Source organism: Paenibacillus sp. LHD-117, assembly GCF_030929555.1.
Classification (GTDB): Bacteria; Bacillota; Bacilli; order Paenibacillales; family Paenibacillaceae; genus Pristimantibacillus.
In genome coordinates, this window is record NZ_JAVFVT010000064.1 from 1 (window position 1) to 19,350 (window position 19,350).

At 50.2% G+C, this 19,350-nt stretch carries 22 protein-coding genes and 1 pseudogene; 7 read left to right on the forward strand and 16 right to left on the reverse strand.

Features of this window, described 5'->3' with window-relative positions; genetic code table 11:
- Positions 1-173 precede the first annotated feature (173 nt).
- Complete coding sequence (locus RB620_RS29615; protein ID WP_308100695.1) at positions 174-977, reverse strand: creatininase family protein; 804 nt, start codon at positions 975-977, stop codon at positions 174-176.
- 138 nt (positions 978-1,115) lie between these two features.
- Between RB620_RS29615 and RB620_RS29620 the strand changes: the two genes are divergently transcribed.
- The 3 genes from RB620_RS29620 to RB620_RS29630 are packed head-to-tail and all read left to right on the forward strand — an operon-like array spanning position 1,116 to position 3,623.
- The gene (locus RB620_RS29620; protein ID WP_308100697.1) at positions 1,116-1,877 is read left to right on the forward strand and encodes a prolipoprotein diacylglyceryl transferase; all 762 of its coding nucleotides are present in this window, start codon (positions 1,116-1,118) and stop codon (positions 1,875-1,877) included.
- Positions 1,878-1,879: 2 nt separating this feature from the next.
- On the forward strand, positions 1,880-3,319 hold the full coding sequence (locus RB620_RS29625; protein WP_308100699.1) for a radical SAM protein: 1,440 nt from the start codon (positions 1,880-1,882) through the stop codon (positions 3,317-3,319).
- On the forward strand, positions 3,303-3,623 hold the full coding sequence (locus RB620_RS29630; protein WP_308100701.1) for a hypothetical protein: 321 nt from the start codon (positions 3,303-3,305) through the stop codon (positions 3,621-3,623). The genes RB620_RS29625 and RB620_RS29630 overlap by 17 nt, the downstream gene beginning before the upstream one ends.
- Before the next feature lie 3 nt (positions 3,624-3,626).
- Here the strand turns inward: RB620_RS29630 and RB620_RS29635 are convergent, their stop codons facing one another.
- From RB620_RS29635 to RB620_RS29660, 9 genes and pseudogenes are all read right to left on the reverse strand, one after another.
- Positions 3,627-4,526 (reverse strand): DMT family transporter, encoded by a 900-nt coding sequence (locus RB620_RS29635; protein WP_308100703.1) that lies wholly within the window; start codon positions 4,524-4,526, stop codon positions 3,627-3,629.
- 3 nt (positions 4,527-4,529) lie between these two features.
- On the reverse strand, positions 4,530-5,624 hold the full coding sequence (gene asd / locus RB620_RS29640; protein ID WP_308100705.1) for an aspartate-semialdehyde dehydrogenase: 1,095 nt from the start codon (positions 5,622-5,624) through the stop codon (positions 4,530-4,532).
- 341 nt (positions 5,625-5,965) lie between these two features.
- Positions 5,966-6,109, reverse strand: coding sequence for a hypothetical protein (locus RB620_RS30550; protein WP_483874764.1), 144 nt, complete (start codon positions 6,107-6,109; stop codon positions 5,966-5,968).
- Positions 6,109-6,599: pseudogene (locus tag RB620_RS30555) on the reverse strand (glycoside hydrolase domain-containing protein). Before RB620_RS30555 ends, RB620_RS30550 begins: the two are co-directional and overlap by 1 nt.
- Positions 6,575-6,802, reverse strand: coding sequence for a glycoside hydrolase domain-containing protein (locus RB620_RS30560; RefSeq protein WP_483874765.1), 228 nt, complete (start codon positions 6,800-6,802; stop codon positions 6,575-6,577). Before RB620_RS30560 ends, RB620_RS30555 begins: the two are co-directional and overlap by 25 nt.
- A gap of 15 nt (positions 6,803-6,817) precedes the next feature.
- Positions 6,818-8,188 carry an NADP-specific glutamate dehydrogenase gene (gene gdhA / locus RB620_RS29650; protein WP_308100709.1) on the reverse strand — a complete coding sequence of 457 codons (1,371 nt, stop codon included), beginning with the start codon at positions 8,186-8,188 and terminating at the stop codon, positions 6,818-6,820.
- A gap of 101 nt (positions 8,189-8,289) precedes the next feature.
- Positions 8,290-9,267 carry a diaminopimelate dehydrogenase gene (locus tag RB620_RS29655; protein ID WP_308100711.1) on the reverse strand — a complete coding sequence of 326 codons (978 nt, stop codon included), beginning with the start codon at positions 9,265-9,267 and terminating at the stop codon, positions 8,290-8,292.
- Positions 9,268-10,046: 779 nt separating this feature from the next.
- Positions 10,047-10,349 (reverse strand): hypothetical protein, encoded by a 303-nt coding sequence (locus RB620_RS30465; protein WP_374121478.1) that lies wholly within the window; start codon positions 10,347-10,349, stop codon positions 10,047-10,049.
- Positions 10,350-10,514: 165 nt separating this feature from the next.
- The gene (locus RB620_RS29660; protein WP_308100713.1) at positions 10,515-11,018 is read right to left on the reverse strand and encodes a hypothetical protein; all 504 of its coding nucleotides are present in this window, start codon (positions 11,016-11,018) and stop codon (positions 10,515-10,517) included.
- Between the two features lie 452 nt (positions 11,019-11,470).
- Between RB620_RS29660 and RB620_RS29665 the strand changes: the two genes are divergently transcribed.
- From RB620_RS29665 to RB620_RS29680, 4 genes are all read left to right on the forward strand, one after another.
- Positions 11,471-12,004, forward strand: a complete 534-nt coding sequence (locus RB620_RS29665) for an LbetaH domain-containing protein (RefSeq protein WP_308100715.1) — start codon at positions 11,471-11,473, stop codon at positions 12,002-12,004.
- Between the two features lie 176 nt (positions 12,005-12,180).
- Complete coding sequence (locus tag RB620_RS29670; protein WP_308100717.1) at positions 12,181-13,392, forward strand: hypothetical protein; 1,212 nt, start codon at positions 12,181-12,183, stop codon at positions 13,390-13,392.
- Positions 13,328-13,939 (forward strand): hypothetical protein, encoded by a 612-nt coding sequence (locus RB620_RS29675; RefSeq protein ID WP_308100720.1) that lies wholly within the window; start codon positions 13,328-13,330, stop codon positions 13,937-13,939. Before RB620_RS29670 ends, RB620_RS29675 begins: the two co-directional genes overlap by 65 nt.
- A gap of 12 nt (positions 13,940-13,951) precedes the next feature.
- Complete coding sequence (locus tag RB620_RS29680) at positions 13,952-14,434, forward strand: hypothetical protein (protein ID WP_308100722.1); 483 nt, start codon at positions 13,952-13,954, stop codon at positions 14,432-14,434.
- A 163-nt stretch (positions 14,435-14,597) separates the two neighbouring features.
- Here RB620_RS29680 and RB620_RS29685 read toward each other — a convergent pair whose 3' ends face one another.
- The 6 genes from RB620_RS29685 to RB620_RS29710 all read right to left on the reverse strand — a co-directional run.
- Entirely contained in the window at positions 14,598-15,167 is a 570-nt protein-coding gene (locus RB620_RS29685) for a hypothetical protein (protein ID WP_308100724.1), read from the reverse strand.
- 85 nt (positions 15,168-15,252) lie between these two features.
- Positions 15,253-15,495 carry a hypothetical protein gene (locus tag RB620_RS29690; protein ID WP_308100726.1) on the reverse strand — a complete coding sequence of 81 codons (243 nt, stop codon included), beginning with the start codon at positions 15,493-15,495 and terminating at the stop codon, positions 15,253-15,255.
- An 847-nt stretch (positions 15,496-16,342) separates the two neighbouring features.
- Positions 16,343-16,861 carry a hypothetical protein gene (locus RB620_RS29695; RefSeq protein WP_308100727.1) on the reverse strand — a complete coding sequence of 173 codons (519 nt, stop codon included), beginning with the start codon at positions 16,859-16,861 and terminating at the stop codon, positions 16,343-16,345.
- A gap of 10 nt (positions 16,862-16,871) precedes the next feature.
- Positions 16,872-17,534: a polymorphic toxin-type HINT domain-containing protein gene (locus RB620_RS29700; protein WP_308100729.1), complete on the reverse strand. Its 663-nt coding sequence runs from the start codon at positions 17,532-17,534 to the stop codon at positions 16,872-16,874.
- 381 nt (positions 17,535-17,915) lie between these two features.
- Positions 17,916-18,464: a CPCC family cysteine-rich protein gene (locus RB620_RS29705; RefSeq protein ID WP_308100730.1), complete on the reverse strand. Its 549-nt coding sequence runs from the start codon at positions 18,462-18,464 to the stop codon at positions 17,916-17,918.
- Positions 18,465-18,480: 16 nt separating this feature from the next.
- A partial coding sequence (locus RB620_RS29710) for a polymorphic toxin-type HINT domain-containing protein (protein WP_308100732.1) occupies positions 18,481-19,350 on the reverse strand: 870 nt, incomplete at its 5' end.

Below are 19,350 nucleotides of genomic sequence, written 5' to 3' on the forward strand. Positions count from 1 at the left end.
AGTAACAGCTCCTTTTGCTATGTAGCTCTGAAAATGGTTGTGTTCTTACTTCCCATTTTTAACCTACGACGTGAAGCACATACGGGGCTGTTTTTACGTTCATCATAGCTAGATCATCGCGTCCACTAAATCGTCTAACTCCAAAGGGTCACGCTAATAATCAGAGCGATCTTCTACTCGTTGTACAGCTTCTTCATATTCGAATACTTCATTTCCCTCTTCGCCCACTTCAGCTTCGAAAGCTCTTCTTTCAGCCTGTTTCCGACGACAGTCACTTTATTGCTTATGATCGTTCTCCCCTCTTCTTCCGAAGCGGTTCCGCGCGGGTCGAGCCCCCAAATCCCGATCATATCCGCATCCTCCTGCAGCCTATCCATGTCGGCAAGCTCCGGATAAAGCCCCAACACCAGCGAGGTCTCGTTAAACGCCGCATGGTCGGTCTGAATGCCTTGGTTGCCGGTTCCGCCGATGTCCCAAAGCTCGAAAAGCTTCAATCCGAATTGTTTCTCGAATTTCTCGATGCACTTGCCGAAGGTCACGTTCGAAGGCCCATGCCCATGCGCGACGACGATCTTGAAGCCCGCCCGCGAGAGATTCCATAACGTTGCTTCCAGCACCTTCACGAACAATTCTTCTTCGATATAGTACGCGGTGCCCTCTAATTGCTGAGGGTAACCGTCCTCGAAGCTGTAATGGTCTATTCCGACGTAGTCGAAGCCGTCTTTATTTACGTTAACTTCCGGCCCGAGGAATAACATCGGCAGAACGATGCCTCCTATACTTTTCGCGAGCTCCGTAAAAAAGCCCTTCGACTGCAAGTCGTCCGAACCTAACGGAAGATGATAGCCATGCCATTCCAGCGTTCCAAGCGGAAGGTACGCGATAGGGCAATCGTTAATCCGTTCCACAAATTCCGCCGGCATCAGCTCTTCGTACAACACCTTCTGGTTATTCATGTTTCGATTCCTCGATTTCATTCCGAGACTCCCCCTTTTCACCTCTATCCTAACAGCACCGATGTGAAATTGATGTGTGGAAAAGGCACATAAAGGATTATCCGCCGCCCCCAGCGAATGTATAGCAAATAAACCCATCTCAGGAAACAGGAGAAAACGATGACCTTCCCCGTCTGGATCGATCTCGGTTTTGCAAGGCTTCATCCGCATACGGTGTTCGAAGCGCTCGCTTATTTTATCGGCTTCCGGGTATACCTTCTTACCCGCAGCAAAGACAAGCTTCCGATCGCGCAGGGTATGTGGGTCATTGTCGGGGCCATTCTTGGAGCCGCGATCGGATCCAAGCTGTTGTATTGGCTGGAAGACCCCGTGAGGACCATCGAGAACTGGAACAGCTACGCCTATCTTATGGAGGGCAAGACGATCGTGGGCGGACTGCTGGGCGGACTGATCGGCGTGGAGTGGATGAAGAAACGCGTCGGCATTACCCGTTCTACGGGCGACGATATGGCGCTGCCGATCGTCGTTGGCATGGTCATCGGGCGAGTCGGCTGCTTTATGACCGGGCTGGGCGATCACACCTACGGCACAGCCACGTCTTGGGTGACGGGCGTCGATTTCGGCGACGGCATCTCCAGGCATCCGACCCAGCTCTATGAAATCGCGTTTTTGCTGCTGCTCGGCGGATTGCTCTACCGCTTAAAGCGGCGCTCCGCGTTGCCGGACGGCGCGATCTTCCAGCTATTCATGACGGGGTATCTGCTGTTCCGTTTCGCGGTCGATTTTATCAAACCTACGCCGCATTCCTATCTCGGGCTGAACAACATCCAACTGGCCTGCTTCATTGGCCTGATCTACTACGTCTTGTTGATTCGCAAGTGGCTTAGGCGGCCGCAACATTCGCATAGGGGGGAAATGTAACGATGACGACGAAAAACAGGCCCTACATTTTCTACGAGCTGACGAACAGCATCTGTTCGACCTGTTTGCGCAAGGTGGAAGCGAAGGTCATTATCGAGGACGATCAAGTATTTTTGCTCAAGTATTGCGGACAGCACGGGCGGGAAAAAGTACTGATCGCGAGCGACGCCGCTTATTATAAGAAATGCCGCGAATTCCTGAAGCCTGCGGAAATGCCTCAGCACTGGAACACGCCGATTCGTTATGGCTGTCCTTACGATTGCGGATTATGCCCCGACCATGAGCAGCATAGCTGCTTGACGCTGCTCGAAGTGACCGAACGCTGCAATCTGCAATGTCCGATCTGTTACGCGGAATCCTCCCCGCACAAAGATTCGTGGCGCTCGCTGGAGCAGATCGAGTTCATGCTCGATGCCATCGTCCGTAATGAAGGCGAGCCAGATATCGTGCAAATTAGCGGGGGCGAGCCTACCATCCATCCGCAGTTTTTCGAAATACTGGACCTCGCCAAGAGCAGACCGATCAAACATATTATGGTCAACACCAACGGGCTCCGAATCGCCCAGGATCGGAGCTTCGCGAAGCGGTTAGCCGAATATATGCCCGGCTTCGAAATCTACCTGCAGTTCGACAGCTTCCAGGAGGAGGCTTTACGCGAGCTGCGCGGCGTCGATCTGCGCGATGTTCGCCGCAGGGCGCTGGAGCATTTGAACGAATTCAACATCTCCACCACGCTGGTCGTTACGCTCAAGAAAGGGCTGAACGACGTCGAGATCGGCGACATTATTCAGTTTGGCCTCAAGCAACCGGCCGTGCGCGGCGTCACCTTCCAGCCAATCCAAGCGGCCGGACGATTGGAAGACTTCGATCCGGCGAAGGATCGGCTGACCCTTAGCGAAGTGCGGCAAGGCATCATCGACCAATCGGGCGTATTCCGGGCGGAGGACATCATACCGGTGCCGTGCCATCCCGACTGTTTGGCGATGGGCTACGCCCTGAAGCTAGGCGGCGAAGTGCTGCCGCTTACCGGCCTCATGGATCCCCAAATCCTGCTGGAGGGCGGGCGCAACACGATCGTGTTCGAGCAGGACCAGACGCTGAAATCGAAAATTTTCGAGCTGTTCTCGACCGCCCATTCCCCGACCTCATCGGCGCTTTCGCTGAAAAACCTGCTCTGCTGCCTGCCGATGGTCGCCGTGCCGGACAACATTAGCTATGATAACGTATTCCGCGTCATCATCATGCAGTTTTTGGACCCGTACAATTTCGACGTGCGCTCCGTCAAGAAGTCCTGCGTGCACATCGCGCATCCCGATGGACGGATCATCCCTTTTGATACCTATAATATGTTTTATCGCGGCGATAAAGAGAAGAAGCTGGCCGAGCTGAGAGCCGAATTCGACATGCGACCGGGAGGAAAAGTTCATGAGTGGAACGAGTAACGAGGAGAACCAACAACCTTCTAACGCGTCACCCCCGCCTCCGCCTCCGGGCAAGCCGCCCGGCCACATGAAGCAAGTGTGGCTCGGAATCGGGCTGCTTGCCGTCCTGCACTTGCTGCTCTTCTTGCTTCCGATCGCCTTTTTCTTCATCGGCATCGCGCAGCTCGTTTATTTGCTGCCCGCGCTCGCGATCTTCAGCAAACGAAGCGGCATCGTGCAAGGCCTGCTCATCGGCGCCGGCGTCACGTTCCTGCTGAACGCCGCCTGCTTCGGGCTTCTGGTCAGCGGAACGTTCTCACTATGACCATCAATCGGTAACCGCAACGGATTCCGATCGCTTGCGCTGCGGGCGCTTCATCGGAAAATTCAGGAGCAGAAGACCCGCCAAGAATATAAGCGTTCCGGCTAACAAATAGACGGTCATCGGTTCTTGGAAAAACAGATAGGACCATAGCAGCATAAACAAAACGGTGCTGTTGCCGACAATGGCGACAACCGCGAACGGTACCCGCTTGATCGCTTCCGCGAACCAGAAGAAGCTGAGTCCCGTGATGACGCCGAGAAGGACCAATGCTCCCCACGCCCATGGCGTCGACGGACCGATGAACTCTTGCGACTGAAACGGGAGCGGCGCCGAAACGATCAATGTGCTCGCGAAGAAAACGGAGAGGTTCATGTTGCCGTTCTCCATTTTCTTCAGCAGCATGCGCTGGCTTAATACGTGAACGGCGGCGCCGATTCCCGCGAGCGTGAACAGCAGCGTCGTTAGTCCGCTTCCCCTTGCAAGCTCGTCAAGCGGAGTGCCGTTCCAGCCGACGACGATGACGCCGGCCACGCAGAATGCCGCTGCTACCCAGCCGCGCGCCGACACCTTCTCCTTGAACAGCAGCCCCGCCGCAACCAGCAGCACAACGGTCTGAACCGGCTGGACGAGCAGATTGCCATAAGAATAGCCGATCATTAACGCGATATTCTCGAAAATATAATTGACGGCTTTCCCGAGCGCGCCGATCCAAATCCATTTTAACCCCAAGCTAAGCTTAAACTTGCCGTCCCTCATGTACAGGAAGAGACCTAGAAACAAAACGCCGAAAAAAAATCGCGCGAAAGAAATGATCGAACTGTCCACCATCTCGGACGCCATCTTGACCAGCACCCCGACGAAGCTCCAAGCGAGCGTCGCGAGCAGAAGTAAAATATAACCCACTACTTATTGATCCTGCTTCGCCGTAATATATCCTTCCGCTTTCAGCAGCTCGGCGATGAGCACCGCGCCGCCCGCTGCTCCGCGCAGCGTGTTGTGCGAAAGGCCCACGAATTTGTAATCGTACAGGGAATCCTCGCGCAAGCGGCCCGCGGATACGCCCATGCCGCCTTCGATATCGCGGTCCAGCCCCGTCTGCGGCCGGTTCTCTTCCTCGAAGTACGTAATGAATTGCTTCGGCGCGCTTGGCAATCCGAGCTCCTGCGGTCTGCCCGCAAAGCTGCTCCATCGCTCAAGAATCTCTTCCTTCGAAGGTTTGTTCTTGAAGGAGACGAATACCGTAGCCAGGTGGCCGTCTGTGACCGGAACGCGGATGCACTGCGTCGTAATATGCGGCTCGCTTGCTTTCACGATTGCGCCGTCCTCCACGCTGCCCCAGATGCGCAGCGGCTCTTGCTCGCTTTTCTCTTCTTCGCCGCCGATGTACGGAATGACGTTGTCGAGCATTTCCGGCCAGTCGGTAAAGTTTTTGCCGGCGCCGGAGATCGCTTGGTACGTCGAAGCGACGACCGTCTTCGGCCCGAATTCCTTCAACGCGTTCAGCATCGGCACGTAGCTCTGAATCGAGCAGTTCGGTTTAACGGCGATAAAGCCCGTCGAAGTGCCCAGGCGCTTGCGCTGCGCGGCGATCACGTCGAGGTGGCCCGGATTGATTTCCGGAATGACCATCGGCACGTCGGCTGTCCAGCGGTGAGCGGAGTTGTTCGAGACGACTGGCGTTCCCGTCTTGGCGTATGCCTCTTCAAGCGCCTTGATTTCATCCTTCTTCATATCTACCGCGCAGAAGATAAAGTCCACGCCCGCTGCGACCTCTTCGACCTTCGATGCGTCTTGCACGACGATGGATTTGACGTCCTCCGGAATCGGCGTGTCGAGCTTCCATCTGCCTTGCACGGCTTGCTCGTACGTCTTGCCCGCCGAACCCGCGCTGGCCGCGATGGCCGTTACTTTAAACCAAGGATGCCCATTCAGCAGCTGTACGAACCGCTGCCCTACCATTCCCGTTCCTCCGACGATGCCTGCTTTCAGTAATTGTGTCATAAGATCTCCTCCTGAATCGAATTCGAAAATAAAAAAATCCCGCCCCCAAGACTGATGTCAGTCTCAGGGACGAGATTGGATTCTCGCGGTACCACCCGGATTCGCGCTTATGTCGCCATAATGCGCCTCTTCGAGTACGGCATGGCCCTCGGGCCGCGCGTATACTCTAGCTCTGTAACAGGAGCTCCTGGCACACCACCCCCCATTGGCTTCAACAGGTTCCGGCGCGCTGCTCTGAGCCTTTTTTCGATAACGTCTTCTTTGCCCCTTCCCAGCTGCCGGGGCTCTCTGCCAAAGAATCCATTTATCTACTCTTCTCTTCGCTGCATTTCGTTATTGCTTTATTTTATCAAATTCCATGACCGGAGGTAAACCATTTTCTTTGCGTATCCAAAAATTCCTTGATTTTTTGATTGACCTGCTCCCTTTTCGAAAGAAGCGAACCGGATGGAGCTGACCGGACGGCCGTCTTCGCCTGGATACACTAGAAAAGCGTCACCCGAAATATAACAAAATCGGCATCCGTCACTAGATAAGGATTAATCGGTTTCCTCGATAGAAAGGTAGACCACCAGTTGAAGCCCCAGTGCAGAAACCCGGCGATATCGAATTTATAGAGCTGGCTGCCGATGATCCGGTTGCGGCCGGAAGGCATGCTGAAAAACCGGTTAGACACTTCTTTATATTGCGCACAGCAATAATAAGTCCACAAATCAGGCACTTTGTTCTCCAAAAAAGGACCGATGTGGTCGTTTGAAGGGATCGGACGAAGCACGACGCCCTTCCGAAAAAATCGTAATCGGACAACGCGTCGATAATCGGGAACCCTTGCAAGTATTTCATGACCGAATCCTTGGCAGTCCGGTAGGCATCCAATTGATGATGCTGCGGTTCGTCCGATATATGGAAGTAACTCCTGGACACGAGAGCATGCTCCCGGATGAAACGGATTAATTCGGGCAAAAACTGAGACAAAAAGTTTTGATATTCCTCTCCGAAGGCATCCGTTTCCCATCCGAAAACAACTCCCCATCTTCCGTTGCTACGATTTTCGGGGCATGTTTTGCACCCCACTGCGTAAAGAGGTGAGAAAACTCAAAGTATCGGATTCCTTTGTTGTCGCAAAGTTCCACCCATCTCTTCAGCTTGTCGAATCCAAAACGGTATCGGTCCCCCATTTCTATTCGCCGCGTTTAAACGACTCCTTGCGCGATCATCGCGTCCGCGACGCGGACAAAACCGGCAATGTTCGCTCCGACGACCAGGTTGCCCGGGTGGCCGTATTTGGCCGCTTCCGCTTCGCTGTTGCGGTAGATGCCCCGCATAATGTCATGCAGCTTCGCATCGACTTCCTCGAACGTCCATGACAGGCGCATGCTGTTCTGCGCCATCTCCAGCGCCGACACGGACACGCCGCCGGCATTCGCGGCTTTCGCCGGCCCGAACAACACGTTGTTGTTCAGGAAGACGTCGATCGCGGCCAACGTGGACGGCATGTTCGCGCCTTCGCCGACCGCGATGACGCCGTTCGCGACCAATGTGGCAGCAGCTTGCTCGTCGATCTCGTTCTGCGTCGCGCAAGGAAGGGCGATCTCGCAAGGAATGGACCAAATGCCTTCGCAGCCCGGCGTATAAACCGCGTTCGGGCGGAACTGGACGTATTCGCCGATCCGCTTGCGCTCTACTTCCTTCAACCGCTTCAGAAGCGCCAGATCAATACCCTCCGGATCATGAACATAGCCGTTCGAATCGCTGCAGGCCACGACCTTCGCGCCCAGCTGCTGCAGCTTCTCGATGGCGTAGATCGACACGTTGCCGGAACCGGATACGACGACCGTGGTACCCTCGAGGCTTAAACCTTTCGCTTGCAGCATCTCGTTCACGAAGTAAACGCAGCCGTAGCCCGTCGCTTCTTTGCGGGCGAGGCTTCCGCCGTATTGCAGGCCCTTGCCGGTCAGAACGCCAGCTTCGTTGCCGCTTCTAATCCGTTTATATTGACCGAACATATAGCCGATCTCGCGCGCTCCTACGCCGATGTCGCCGGCGGGCACGTCCATGTCCGGTCCAATGTAACGATAGAGCTCCGTCATGAAGCTTTGCGTAAAGCGCATGATCTCTTGCTCCGATTTCCCCTTCGGATCGAAGTCGGAGCCGCCCTTTCCGCCGCCGATCGGTTGGCCGGTCAGCGAGTTTTTGAAAATTTGCTCGAAGCCGAGAAATTTAATAATGCTCGCGTTGACCGAAGGATGGAAGCGCAGGCCGCCTTTGTACGGCCCGAGCGCGCTGTTGAACTGCACGCGGAAGCCGCGGTTTACTTGCGCCTTGCCGTTATCGTCGACCCAAGGCACACGGAACGAGACGACCCGCTCCGGCTCGGTGATCCGCTCCAGGATGCTGTGCTCGATATAATGCGGGTTCGCTTCGAGGACCGGAATGAGCGAATCCAATATTTCTTTTACCGCCTGGAAAAATTCCTTCTCGCCTTGGTTGCGGCTGATCACCGTCTCGTAAACCGATTGCACGTATGCCTTTGCCGATAGCGGCTTAACCAATAGATCATTCACTTCGGTGGACGCTCCTTCTTCGCGAAACGACGGGGAATGAAATGTATACGATACACATCGTTTGCGCTTATGTATAGGGTTTGGACTTGTGCAAATGCAGCTTACAACAATTCGCGGCGAAGCTCTTCGCCCGATTTCGGCGACAAATAAGAGAACGGAACGTCGAACACGGTTTTGGCGCCGGTCTGCCCTTCCCCGCTCATTCGGTTAACCGCTCTTGCGTAAGCGACGAGCACGCTCGCCGTAAATTCCGGATTGCTCTCCAGCTTCAAGCCGAACTCGATGATTTGTTTCGTGCCTTCCCCGGTTATGCCGCTGCGGATGACGAAACCGCCGTGAGGCATGCCCTGATGCTCGGCCTTCAATTGCTCCTCGGTGATGAAGGTAACCGTCGTGTCGTAATCGGAGAAGTAGTTCGGCATCGAAACGATCGTCTCCCGAATGGCGTCCTTGTCCGCGCCTGCTTCCGCAACGACGAAACATTCGCGAAGATGTTTCTCGCGCGTCGCCAGCTCCGGTGTCTCTCCCGCGCGGATGCGCTCGATGACCGATTGGACGGGAACCGTGTACTGCACGCCGGCTTTCACGCCAGCCACTCGGCGGATGGCATCCGAATGTCCTTGGCTGACGCCTTTGCCCCAGAACGTGTAGTCCGTTCCTTGCGGCAGGATGGCTTGCGCCAGCAGCCGGTTCAGCGAGAATAGACCCGGATCCCAGCCGGTCGAAATAACGCTTAGTTTACCGCTTTGCTTCGCTAAAGCATGAACCCGATCGAAAAACGCCGGGATCTCGGCATGCGTGTCGAAGCTGTCCACGGTGTTGAACATACTCGCCATAAACGGGGTCTGCTCTGGAAGGTCGGTCGCCGATCCGCCGCAAAGGATCATGACGTCGATCTTGCCTATGTACTGCTCGGCCGCCGAGATGTGCTCGAACTTAGCGCTGCCCGATGCCAGTTGTTCCGGCTCTCTACGGGTGAAAATCGCCACCAGCTCCATGTCCGGATTTTGCGAAATCGCCTTTTCGACGCCTTTGCCCAGGTTGCCGTACCCTACGATGCCCACTTTCACAATTTCCATTTTTACGCCTCCTAAAATATAGACAAAGTCCTCTGCTTCCGCGTATGGCCGTACAAACACGGAACTAACGGGCCTTTGCTAGAATTTGTCGATAGAATCGATAACGGACCGATTTTCGATCATAATATCGATTTATTTTAAATAATTCATCGAAATAATGCAAACTAATATTTAGATAGTGCAAACCGCAAGTAAGCTAACATGATAGAATTGGAACATACGTTCGAATTCCTCCGGTGCCGGATTGGTTAACTAACGGCTCTGGCACCTCCGATGCAGTCGCGATTATTGAACTGCGAACAGCAAAAAAACTGGAAAATAGTTTGGCACGTTTGCATGAAAAACGCATATGTTCAGCGGAATAAGGGCCCTCGGAATGCCCAGGCAGGATGGTTCGGAAAATCGGCTCGAGCGAACGCGAAATGACCTCGCCGCCCGCCTGTGAGGACTAGCGGCCAGGCGCAAAAGATAGGAAACGGCCCGCTCTATTTGACTGTTTTGTATCGTTATGTTTATTTACGCCTACAGTAAATAACTATTACACTAGCTAATTTCCAGCATTACCCCATATTCAAAGTGGAATCGTCCGTTCGCAACCTGACATGTCTTGTCCGATTTCAATGCTTATCTTTTCTATTAAGCTTCCTAAAATAAAATGGATAAAATAAAAAATTAACTACCCATTCACCCCTAACGGACCATGGCACCGCTATTACGAGCTAATTCGGGCCTTTCGAAACGCCCGCCAGTCGTCGGATAAGATCATGAAACTGTGGCATTCACCTAGATCTTGAATAGTTTATTTGGAAGGCATAAAAAAACAGTTCGCGAGGAGAATCAACCATGGGGAATAACCCTAAGCCTTGGAAGCCCTCGATTAAGCGTAACGCCGTGCTTAAGAGCACCAATCGTCTTCCAAAGGGGCCCATCAATGTATTTGCCCGCTTCATTAGTCCCAATCCAATCACGTCGTTTAATCCCGTCGAACGGCGATAGAGAATCTTAGGGTCAATGCTATGACGACGGGCGAACTGGGAAGCGTTCCCGACCTTCTTGGCCTCTTGAATAATCTGGTTCTTCATTTCCACTGAAAATCGTCTGCGTTGTATAAAAAATCCCCTCCATCGCTTCTGCTTCTAGCTTACACCGTTAAGTGTGCTAGACTCAAATCCGATTAAGGGGCCTAATAGTCAGAACCCTCGTCAAGGAACTCCGGCTGTCACGTCGTCAAATCCCATTCATGCATGTTAATTATCGTTTTCCTGAATGAGCGAAAAATCGTCTGCGAAGATCGTATTATTCTGAAGCCCATCTGCGGCGGTTTCAATGCTAACGATTGCGCCTACGGTCTTATCCGGCGATTTGGCCAATAAATTGAACACCCGATAATTGCCTTCCGTATTCTCTGGTATCGTTAACCTGTTAAATTTTTTCGTAAACGTCTCAAGAATATCCCCATCTTCGTTAATGAACTGGAATCGGACCAACGTTGTAGGATTTTCCGGAATATCAATACTTCCTGAGCCGTTGTCCGATAAAGCACCGGATAACCGATATACTTTTTCATCCGTCAATCCTCTTCGAATCACTTGCCTAAGAATCGCATTTGGACCAATGGATGCGACGAAATCACCGGAATGCGCTCTTGCCGCGCTCGTGGCGACAACCGTGCCGGCTACGACCGTCCAAGGGGCTAGAACACCCGCTTCGAACCCGCCGTTTTCGATAAGCTCAGTTAATTTACCTGACATATTTATCACTCCTTTCTAGTTTAGTTATTATATTAAATGCGTTGTTTGCGGAAGATGCTAGGGCTAATCCTACTTCTATAATAATTATGCTTTTGCTAGATTCCGAGAATAGTGAATAGCCCGCCATTCTCTCCTTGACTTGGCGTTAGTCCGCTTCAAAATTAATCCTTCATGATTTTGTGGTATTCACCTATACGTTGAATAGTTTATTTCGAAAGGCATAAAATCTGTTCGCGAGGAGAATCAACCATGGGGAATGACCCTAAGCCTTGGAGGCCCTCGATTAAGCGTAATGCCGTGCTTAAGAGCACCAATCATCTACCAAAAGGGCCCATTAATGTATTTGCCCGCTTCATTAGTCCCAATCCAATCACGTCGTTTAATCCCGTCGAACAGTTCCCCGCCATCGATCGGACGGCCTTTTTAGCCCGTTCACCAGCGTGATCGGGGATGTGACCATCGACAAGGATGTTTTTATCGCTCCCAGCGCCACCCTCCGGGCGGACGAAGGGACGCCGTTCTATATTGGTCCCAACTCGAATATCCAAGACGGTTCCATCTTGCACGGATTAGCCAATGAACGTATTCGCGTAGGGAACAAACGGTACTCGATTTACATCGGCAAGGGGGTGTCGGTCGCCCACGGGGCGATTATCCACGGACCTTGTTTCGTGGGGGATAACGTATTCGTCGGCTTCAAAGCGATTGTCTTTAACGCGAGCGTAGGACGGGGCTCCTACATTTCCATGGATGCCATCGTCATGAACGGCGTTCGAATTGCGCCCGACCGCTTCGTTCCGCCCGGGGCGCATATCGATACGCAAGCCAAAGCCGACAAGTTGGGCAAGGTTCCGAAGGATAGCAGAGAGTTCGCCCGAGAGGTGCGGCGCGTCAATCGCGAGTTCCCTCCCTCCTATCACGCGTTATTCGGTCCTCATCAATGTTCGTGCGGAATCTCCTATGACCGCAAACGACTGGTAAAATGATCCGAAACATCTAAGGCCGGGAATCTCCGAATCGAGGATTCCCGGCCTTTCCAATGATATCGAAATCTGTTGATTTCGTCCAAAATGAGTGGTGCTAAAGCCATAGGAATATGGTACGATGATTCTGTCTATTTCGTACGGAATGTTCGATTATCATTGAGCCGAAGGTGGAGCCGATGCCAGAACCAGCCAATCTCTCGCAGCAACCCAAATCTACCGCTTCGCCCGCTCCTGCCGGGCGCGCTTCCAGCGCCCCAGAGTCGGCGCCGGGACTCGCATTGCCGAATCTCAGACATGGTAACATGACGCCCGCGGACGTCATTCAATTGCAGCGGGCCGGGGGCAACCAAGCGGTCCTTCAGCTGTTCCGCGATCGTGCTTCGGCGGCATCCAGATCGAAGGCCCCGATCCAGCGGCAAGGCATACGCGCCAGCAACCTCTTTCAATCTACCGGCGCACCTTCAAGCGCGGCTTCCGCGGTACCTTCAACCGTGGCTTCCACGGTGCCTGCCAGCGCTACACCCGCTAGTGCTACGCCTGCTAGTGCTACGCCTGCTAGTGCTATACCTGCCAGCGCTACATCTGCCAGTGCTACGCCTGCCAGTGCTACACCTGCAAGCGCGGAGCCGACCTCGATCCCGACGCCCAAGATCCCGTCCAATCTGCAGGGCAAAGGCGGTTATTCCGAGGTGTACGGCTGGCTGAAGGAGCAAGCGAGAGCCTCCAAAAAAGTCGATTTGTTCAGCTTCTTCGATTCCCTGAATCCGGAGCAGAAGATGGGCGCCATTCGCGCGATGGCGGGCAAAGCCCGGAATATCACGGTCGATGCCGTTAAGAAGACGATGCTGACCGGCATTATTTCCAAGTCGGTCGACTGGGACAAGTTCTCCGAGATTAGCCGGCAAGCCAAGAAGATGGATACGACCAACTATAACGCCGATCAGGACCGCGATTACGCCAGCTATGCGGCGATTGGCACGTCCAGCACGGCCGGAGGCGTGTCCGGTTCGGCTACGATCAGCCAGACGCTGGGCGCGGGCGGCGCCACCGGCACGGCGCTCGCTTCCGCTCCGATCGCAGCCGGACTAAGCGGCGTCGCGTCGGTTTCGCAGATCTATAACGCGACCCAGAACTATGACGGCGCGCTCAGCGCGGGCGGCAAAGCGCAGCTCGTCGCGGGCGAAGGCGCAGGCGGCATCGCCGACCTTGCCAGGTTCTCCGCCGGCTCGGTCAACAGCGTCCCGGGCGGTTGCCGGCATGGCAGCGAACGGCGCCGCTACCGTCGCGGCGGGCGCCGGCGCGATCGTGGGAGGCGCGGCATACATGGTCGGAGGTGCCGCCGGGTATATCGAGAGCGGCCGCAACGCGAAGAAGCTCGGCAAGCTTGAAGAGCAGCTGGCAGCGAGCGGAGGCGGACCTCTTGCCGAGCAACAACGGCTCGCGGCTAGCCTAGGGAAATCCACCCAAGAGATGAACAAATCCAAGAGCGGCATGACGGCGGCCAAAGGCGCAATGATGGTCGCGGGCGGGGCTTTGCTGATTGCAGCGGCCGCTTCTCCGGCGGGACCGATCCTTATCGCGCTCGGCGCCATTCTGGGCGGGGTCGCCGCGATCGTGAAATTTTACAAGAAGTACAAGAGGAAAGAATCGTTCGTCGACAAAGCGCTTAAAGTCGATGAGGCGGCCGCGCTGCCCGAGAACAAAGGCATCGCCAAGGATAAAGTCCGCCAGGCGCTGCTCGAGAAGAACGGCTTCAATAGCGTGGGACAATGCTACAGTCAGCTCGTCACCGATCTGGCCGGCATGCTGTTCGAAAGCGGCGTGAAGGGCGATGACAAAGAGAGTCGCCAAATTATCGAGAGCATCGGTCTGAAGGTCGACAAGTCGAAGAAAACGCCGGGCAAAGACTTGATCGCCAAAAAACTGCATACGTAGAGGAGCATCGCCATGACAGACTCATCATCATTCGCTTACTCCGTATTAACAAGATTGCTCGACTATTACGGCAGCCATGGGATTACCGCGAAGTTGGCCGATCCGGACGAGGATGCCCCCTATGCATCGCTCTTGATTCGATTCGAGGAGATCGGCTCCCGGAACGATTCGCTGCTTCTTGAGATCAGCTTCATCCCCGGCTTGGAGGAAGCGGAGAAGGAAGGCGTCTATCTGATGCAGACATTCGCCGTACTGCGGGACAAGACCGCTCCGGCAAGTTACGAGTCCTTGCTTCATGCCTGCGCCGCCCTCAATCTTACGCTTCCGCTCGGCGCATTCGGCGTGTCCGAGAACGGCGGAGCGCTTTATTTTAAGCATAACGCCATGCTGAGGCGCGAATGGCTGGAGAGCGAACAAGGTTTGCAGCAGCTCGACCGGATGAACGGCCTTGTGCTCCACCAGCTTCATCAATTCATAGATCAGCTTGTGCAATAGCCCAAAGGAGAGTCTTCGGCTGAGATCTCCCCTTTCCTGCAAGCCACTTCGGGCTGTTATATCTGTACCTCTGTCAATAGAGTATCGGAGTGTGCTGCCCAATTCATTCGGCACTAGGTGGGGGTAAAGAAAGACCCTGAGAGGTTTCCCCCTCAGAGTGTTATTACTTACCTTTAAGTACATCGAAAACCTCTGCGCAATTTAACGGTTTTGATATTGTACCGATTGGTAAGTCAAATGTCGAAATAAACTTCTCTTTCTTTTCTTCGAACTTTTTTTTACTTTTCATCAATTGAAGTTCATTTCCAAAATCTAGAACCTCATGCAATTTCATATCTAATACATTCATATCAAGTTTGAGTGCTAATCTTCTACATATTTCTAATGTCTTTTCAAATGTGCCCACCGGATTACATACCGCAAATCTTACTGAGATTTCATAAACTTCTTCGTTTTTTACTCCCGAGCCAATCTGAACCTCAATAATGCTAGATTCATCACTGTATGAGTAATAGCATTCTACATCGTCTGTCGCCCACATATCTTTTGGAGTGTACTGATGGAAATTCAGTACTGACTCTAAAGCAGCTTTGACCTTAATGAACGGAATTGAAACCTCTCCGAATGTCTCCCAACCGTCATCAGTGAGGATTGAACCACACCTTTTGCAGGAAGCACCTGTTTTACCTATCATCACACGGGTATTACATGGGTTAAGCATATTTTGATTCAATCGCCCGATTCATTCGGCACTGGGTGGGGGCTATCAAGAAAAAAAGAAAACCACATGGAGGCTTTCTCGCATGTGGTTAAATGAATTACTTAATCTCTGATTTCAAAAGTTTCAATTTATCTACTATTTGTTGTATGTCTTCTCCATTTAAGTCTGGCTTATCTAGCAGATATTTCACATAAATCTTTGAAAGCTTAGTATTAATTACGTCCAGTTCTTTGTTATCACGGTCAAAATACTTATTGATTTTATTGACATCCTTTTTACTAAACCTTTCATTGTGTTGAATTCTATCAATCATAATGTCAATAATTTCAACAGTCTTCACAGTTGAGTCGTCCTTTCTTACAAAGAATATTACTGATAACAGAACGAATATCAGTAACACTATTAGTCCGATGATACGTACAGAGCGAATAGTCATCTAATTACTTTTTCCCCCATTTAAACTTAAATCCATTATCCTCAAAATAATAATCATCAACAATCGCCCTTGCTTCTGCTGTTGATATGTCTATTATATCTCCATCAATTCGTTTACACACAAAATTCTTGACAATCTACTCGTTATAAAGTCCACTACAATACGGTCAATTGATACCTTCACACCTTCCTTGTTCAGCCCCCACCGGAAATTTTTTAAACGAATTTCCGTCTATAATTAGAGGGCAAGGTGGCTAGCCTTCACGTTGCCTTACCTGTATATGTCAACTGGCACGTTACCAGAGTGTTCTTGAACAGTAACAATCGGAGCAAATGCCCAGGTAATTGCAGAGCAAAATTATCATTTTGCACCCTCACTATTTGTAGTCGGTGCATGTGTCTATATAAGTGCGGCAACTGACCTGTTCAACCTATCTATCGAGATTTGCCTTTAAACTATTGCGATAATTGCGGAATGTTAATTTTCAGAATATCCGAGAGAAAACGAAGATAAGTTGTTCGGAGTAAAGCATGGTGTTATCTAACAATATATGACAATATTGTGGCTTTTGCTAATTATAAAATTGTGGTAAAAGGTTATATTTTTCAAGCATTGTATGTGCGTACAGAGGGGAATATCATACGGTGATGATGAGGGTTAAGTTCTTTCGGGACGTGCAGCCCGATTCATTCGGTACTGGGTGGGGTAAAAGAAAGACCTTGAGGATTTGTCGCCCCCAAGGTCAGTTATGCTATTGTAGTTCCTGTTTTAATCTGTCTATTCTTTCTAACTCATAAGAATAATCACAATCAGAACCATACGTATTAGTCATGCAGGTAAAAAACTGTTCTGCACCTTGAACTAATGCAATTAGAAAATCACTTTTAGGTAGCACGAAATTGGAAATTTCACTACCTTCAACTGAGAATAGCAGTAACTCTTTTGATGTTAGACGAAGAATTATTTTGACGGGTTGGTCAGGGAAATATACACTTCCTTCACCTTTTTGAAGTACATCATCAATTAGATTCATAATGTACGCCCATAATTGGTCAATCAAATCCCAATACCTCATATCCAACATACTTTCGCCGTAATACTTTAGACAAATTGCTCCATTAAGATACTGGAAATCAAGGTTCTTGTAGATTGCTTTTAAGCCTGTCGAATCATTGATTTCAACAAAATAGTTTTGAGGATTATTAACTACATCTCTTAAATCAGTAACATTACACTGTGGTTTCATTAAATATGAATCAACTTGGAACATCGTACCACCCTTATGGAGAATAAAATTGACCTATACGTCCATTGTTTAACCCAAGGACATAATCCTTGCCGTTGTAAGTGCCTGTAATTTGATACATCCCTTTAGTTCCCTTGCTCGCAAGGGTGTCCCTGTTTTGGGACATAACTGATTTAATAGCACTCGTAATATCATCAATTGACATGCTTGCACCAAAAAACGATTGTTGTGCCTTAACAGAGCCATCCCAGTAATTCGGATGGTGTCGCTCTAGAATATGTTTCATCCCAGACTTATCAAACAGGAAAGTATGACTACCAAACTTCATTTGACTGCTCTGAAAATCTGACAATGCATTTACAACAACATGAGGTTGTGCCTTTGTAGGACAATTCGTATTATGCACCCAAATCCCAATATCCGTCACATAATACGTGTGATAGTCTGCTACCGTGAAGTTGTACACCGTTACTGGCTCATCCAGTTTAACAAACTCTACCTTGTCAATCGTCAGATTGCTTCCGTCAGCCTTTTGAAGTTTATCGCCTGCTTGAAGTTCACCAGCGAAGACCCACCCTTTACCTTCAACCCAAAACGGGTGGTTGTCTGTCGTCTCGAGGACTTGCTCTCCAACATGCAACTTAATAATATCATCACGTTGGTTGCGATATAAAGCCGTTACTTCTTTGTAAGCCAATACTCCGTCAGGGTTATTCTCGTCCTTGGTGGTCGGACTACCTCAGTCCAAAGTTGCGGCTTCGTCTTAGAACAGGCATGGATTCTTGCACATTTATTACCTTTGGAGAAACTGGGAGAAAGCGAAGGTAAGGTTTTAGAATCCAAATACGGTGGTATCTGACCATTTTAAGACTATGTCAGAGATGCAGATTAAGATAAGAGGGTTATATTCTCAAGCATTTTATATGTGCCTACAGCTATTTCGGAGAAATATCATATGGAGGTGATGAAGGTTAAGTTCTTTCGGCATGCGCCGCCCGAATCATTCGGCACTGGGTGGGTTAAAAAGAAAGCCTTGAAGGAGTTATCCCTCAAGGCTGAACAAGTGTTACATTTTCATTTATTTACTAAACATCTCAAGTCTATCTGACGTAAGAAATCGTATCGAAGACTCATCCATAGCACCCAATTTAATAAAGTTATCACGAGCCTGAGCAAGAGTCATTTTGTTCGGTGAACTGTAATAATTCGGATCAACATTTCCGTCATCTTCCCAAAAGCATACTGGGCAGATAAAGTACTCTCCTTTTGTGGGAAGTGTCTTAAATTCGCAACACTGACAACTATAAAGTTCTTCCTGTAAACCCTCAACCTCCTGATTAAATTGTAGTATTACTGACACTTTCCTTGATAGATACTCATTTTTGACCCCAAGATACTTTTTTCTTAAAGCTTCAAATAATAGTGCATTATAGACTTCATCCATTGCATCTTTCTGAGGTTCATCATATTGTAGTATCTCCGATTGCAATGTTTCCGGCAACTTATCAAATTCGGGATCGTCTTGGTCTATCCCCCACCAGCCAGTTAGGATTTCTTCCCGTTCTTCCTTAGATAAATCTTCAATTATTGATTTTAAGATAATAGCTATTGCTTCATCTCGATTCATTTTTTCACCTCACTTATTAACCGCCACCGAGTGATTTTGCGAGATCAATTGCGGCTTGGAATGGATCGTCATCTCTACCATCGTCTTTATAAAACGTTCTAATTTGTCGATCTTTAATATGGCCGACAAGTACACGGCCAGTAGAAGGATCATATTTTACTAAAAAATTTCCCACTACCTGTTCTTTGAAAGTAGAATTTGTTTCAGCCGCAAATCCTTTTGCAAGTTTGAGATACTCATTTTGAGTAATGTTACCAAACTCATTCTGTTTAATTACATGCTTTTCATAATGCTCTTTTAACTGTCCGCTACTAAATCCTTTCCAGTTTATCTCCGCACACGAAATATTATGAACCCATATTCCTAAACTGCTTACATAGTACGTATGGAAATCAGCAACCGTAAAATTATATACCTTAACCAACTCATCATGTATTACTTTGTTGATTTTGTCGATTTTCAAGGTATTCCCGTTACTTTGTTGTAGCTTATCCCCCACCTGTAAATCAGCCGCGAGTACCCAACCTTTTCCTTCAACCCAAAACGGATGATTTTCGGTTGTTTCGATCATTTGATCGCCTACCGTAAGTTCATAGGTGATCTCCTTATCATTTCGATACAGATGCGTGACTTCCTTGTAAGCCTGTTCACCAGTCTCTTCATTCTTGGCGAGAACCATATCTCCGACTTCAATGTCTTCGATATTCTTCTCCCCTTCGTCTGTTAGAACCTTAGTCCCTGCAGTGAAACAATTGCATGGCAGAAATTCAGTATTTTTTAAATTTGTATCATTTACATCAACAGCTCGATCGACGGTCCCCCCGCTTTTATTTTTAAACTTTATTATGAGCTGCCCGTTTTTTATGATCTTACCTACAGGAATGAA

What these genes read in the sequence shown, in the direction of transcription:
- RB620_RS29615 (WP_308100695.1), bottom strand. Translation starts at nt 977, where the DNA reads ATGAAATCGAGGAATCGAAACATGAATAACCAGAAGGTGTTGTACGAA.
- RB620_RS29670 (WP_308100717.1), top strand. Translation starts at nt 12,181, where the DNA reads ATGCCAGAACCAGCCAATCTCTCGCAGCAACCCAAATCTACCGCTTCG.
- RB620_RS29625 (WP_308100699.1), top strand. Translation starts at nt 1,880, where the DNA reads ATGACGACGAAAAACAGGCCCTACATTTTCTACGAGCTGACGAACAGC.
- RB620_RS29695 (WP_308100727.1), bottom strand. Translation starts at nt 16,861, where the DNA reads ATGTTCCAAGTTGATTCATATTTAATGAAACCACAGTGTAATGTTACT.
- RB620_RS29675 (WP_308100720.1), top strand. Translation starts at nt 13,328, where the DNA reads ATGGTCGGAGGTGCCGCCGGGTATATCGAGAGCGGCCGCAACGCGAAG.
- asd (WP_308100705.1), bottom strand. Translation starts at nt 5,624, where the DNA reads ATGACACAATTACTGAAAGCAGGCATCGTCGGAGGAACGGGAATGGTA.
- RB620_RS29660 (WP_308100713.1), bottom strand. Translation starts at nt 11,018, where the DNA reads ATGTCAGGTAAATTAACTGAGCTTATCGAAAACGGCGGGTTCGAAGCG.
- RB620_RS29680 (WP_308100722.1), top strand. Translation starts at nt 13,952, where the DNA reads ATGACAGACTCATCATCATTCGCTTACTCCGTATTAACAAGATTGCTC.
- RB620_RS29655 (WP_308100711.1), bottom strand. Translation starts at nt 9,267, where the DNA reads ATGGAAATTGTGAAAGTGGGCATCGTAGGGTACGGCAACCTGGGCAAA.
- RB620_RS29620 (WP_308100697.1), top strand. Translation starts at nt 1,116, where the DNA reads ATGACCTTCCCCGTCTGGATCGATCTCGGTTTTGCAAGGCTTCATCCG.
- RB620_RS30560 (WP_483874765.1), bottom strand. Translation starts at nt 6,802, where the DNA reads ATGGGGGACCGATACCGTTTTGGATTCGACAAGCTGAAGAGATGGGTG.
- RB620_RS29705 (WP_308100730.1), bottom strand. Translation starts at nt 18,464, where the DNA reads ATGAATCGAGATGAAGCAATAGCTATTATCTTAAAATCAATAATTGAA.
- RB620_RS29630 (WP_308100701.1), top strand. Translation starts at nt 3,303, where the DNA reads ATGAGTGGAACGAGTAACGAGGAGAACCAACAACCTTCTAACGCGTCA.
- RB620_RS30465 (WP_374121478.1), bottom strand. Translation starts at nt 10,349, where the DNA reads ATGAAGAACCAGATTATTCAAGAGGCCAAGAAGGTCGGGAACGCTTCC.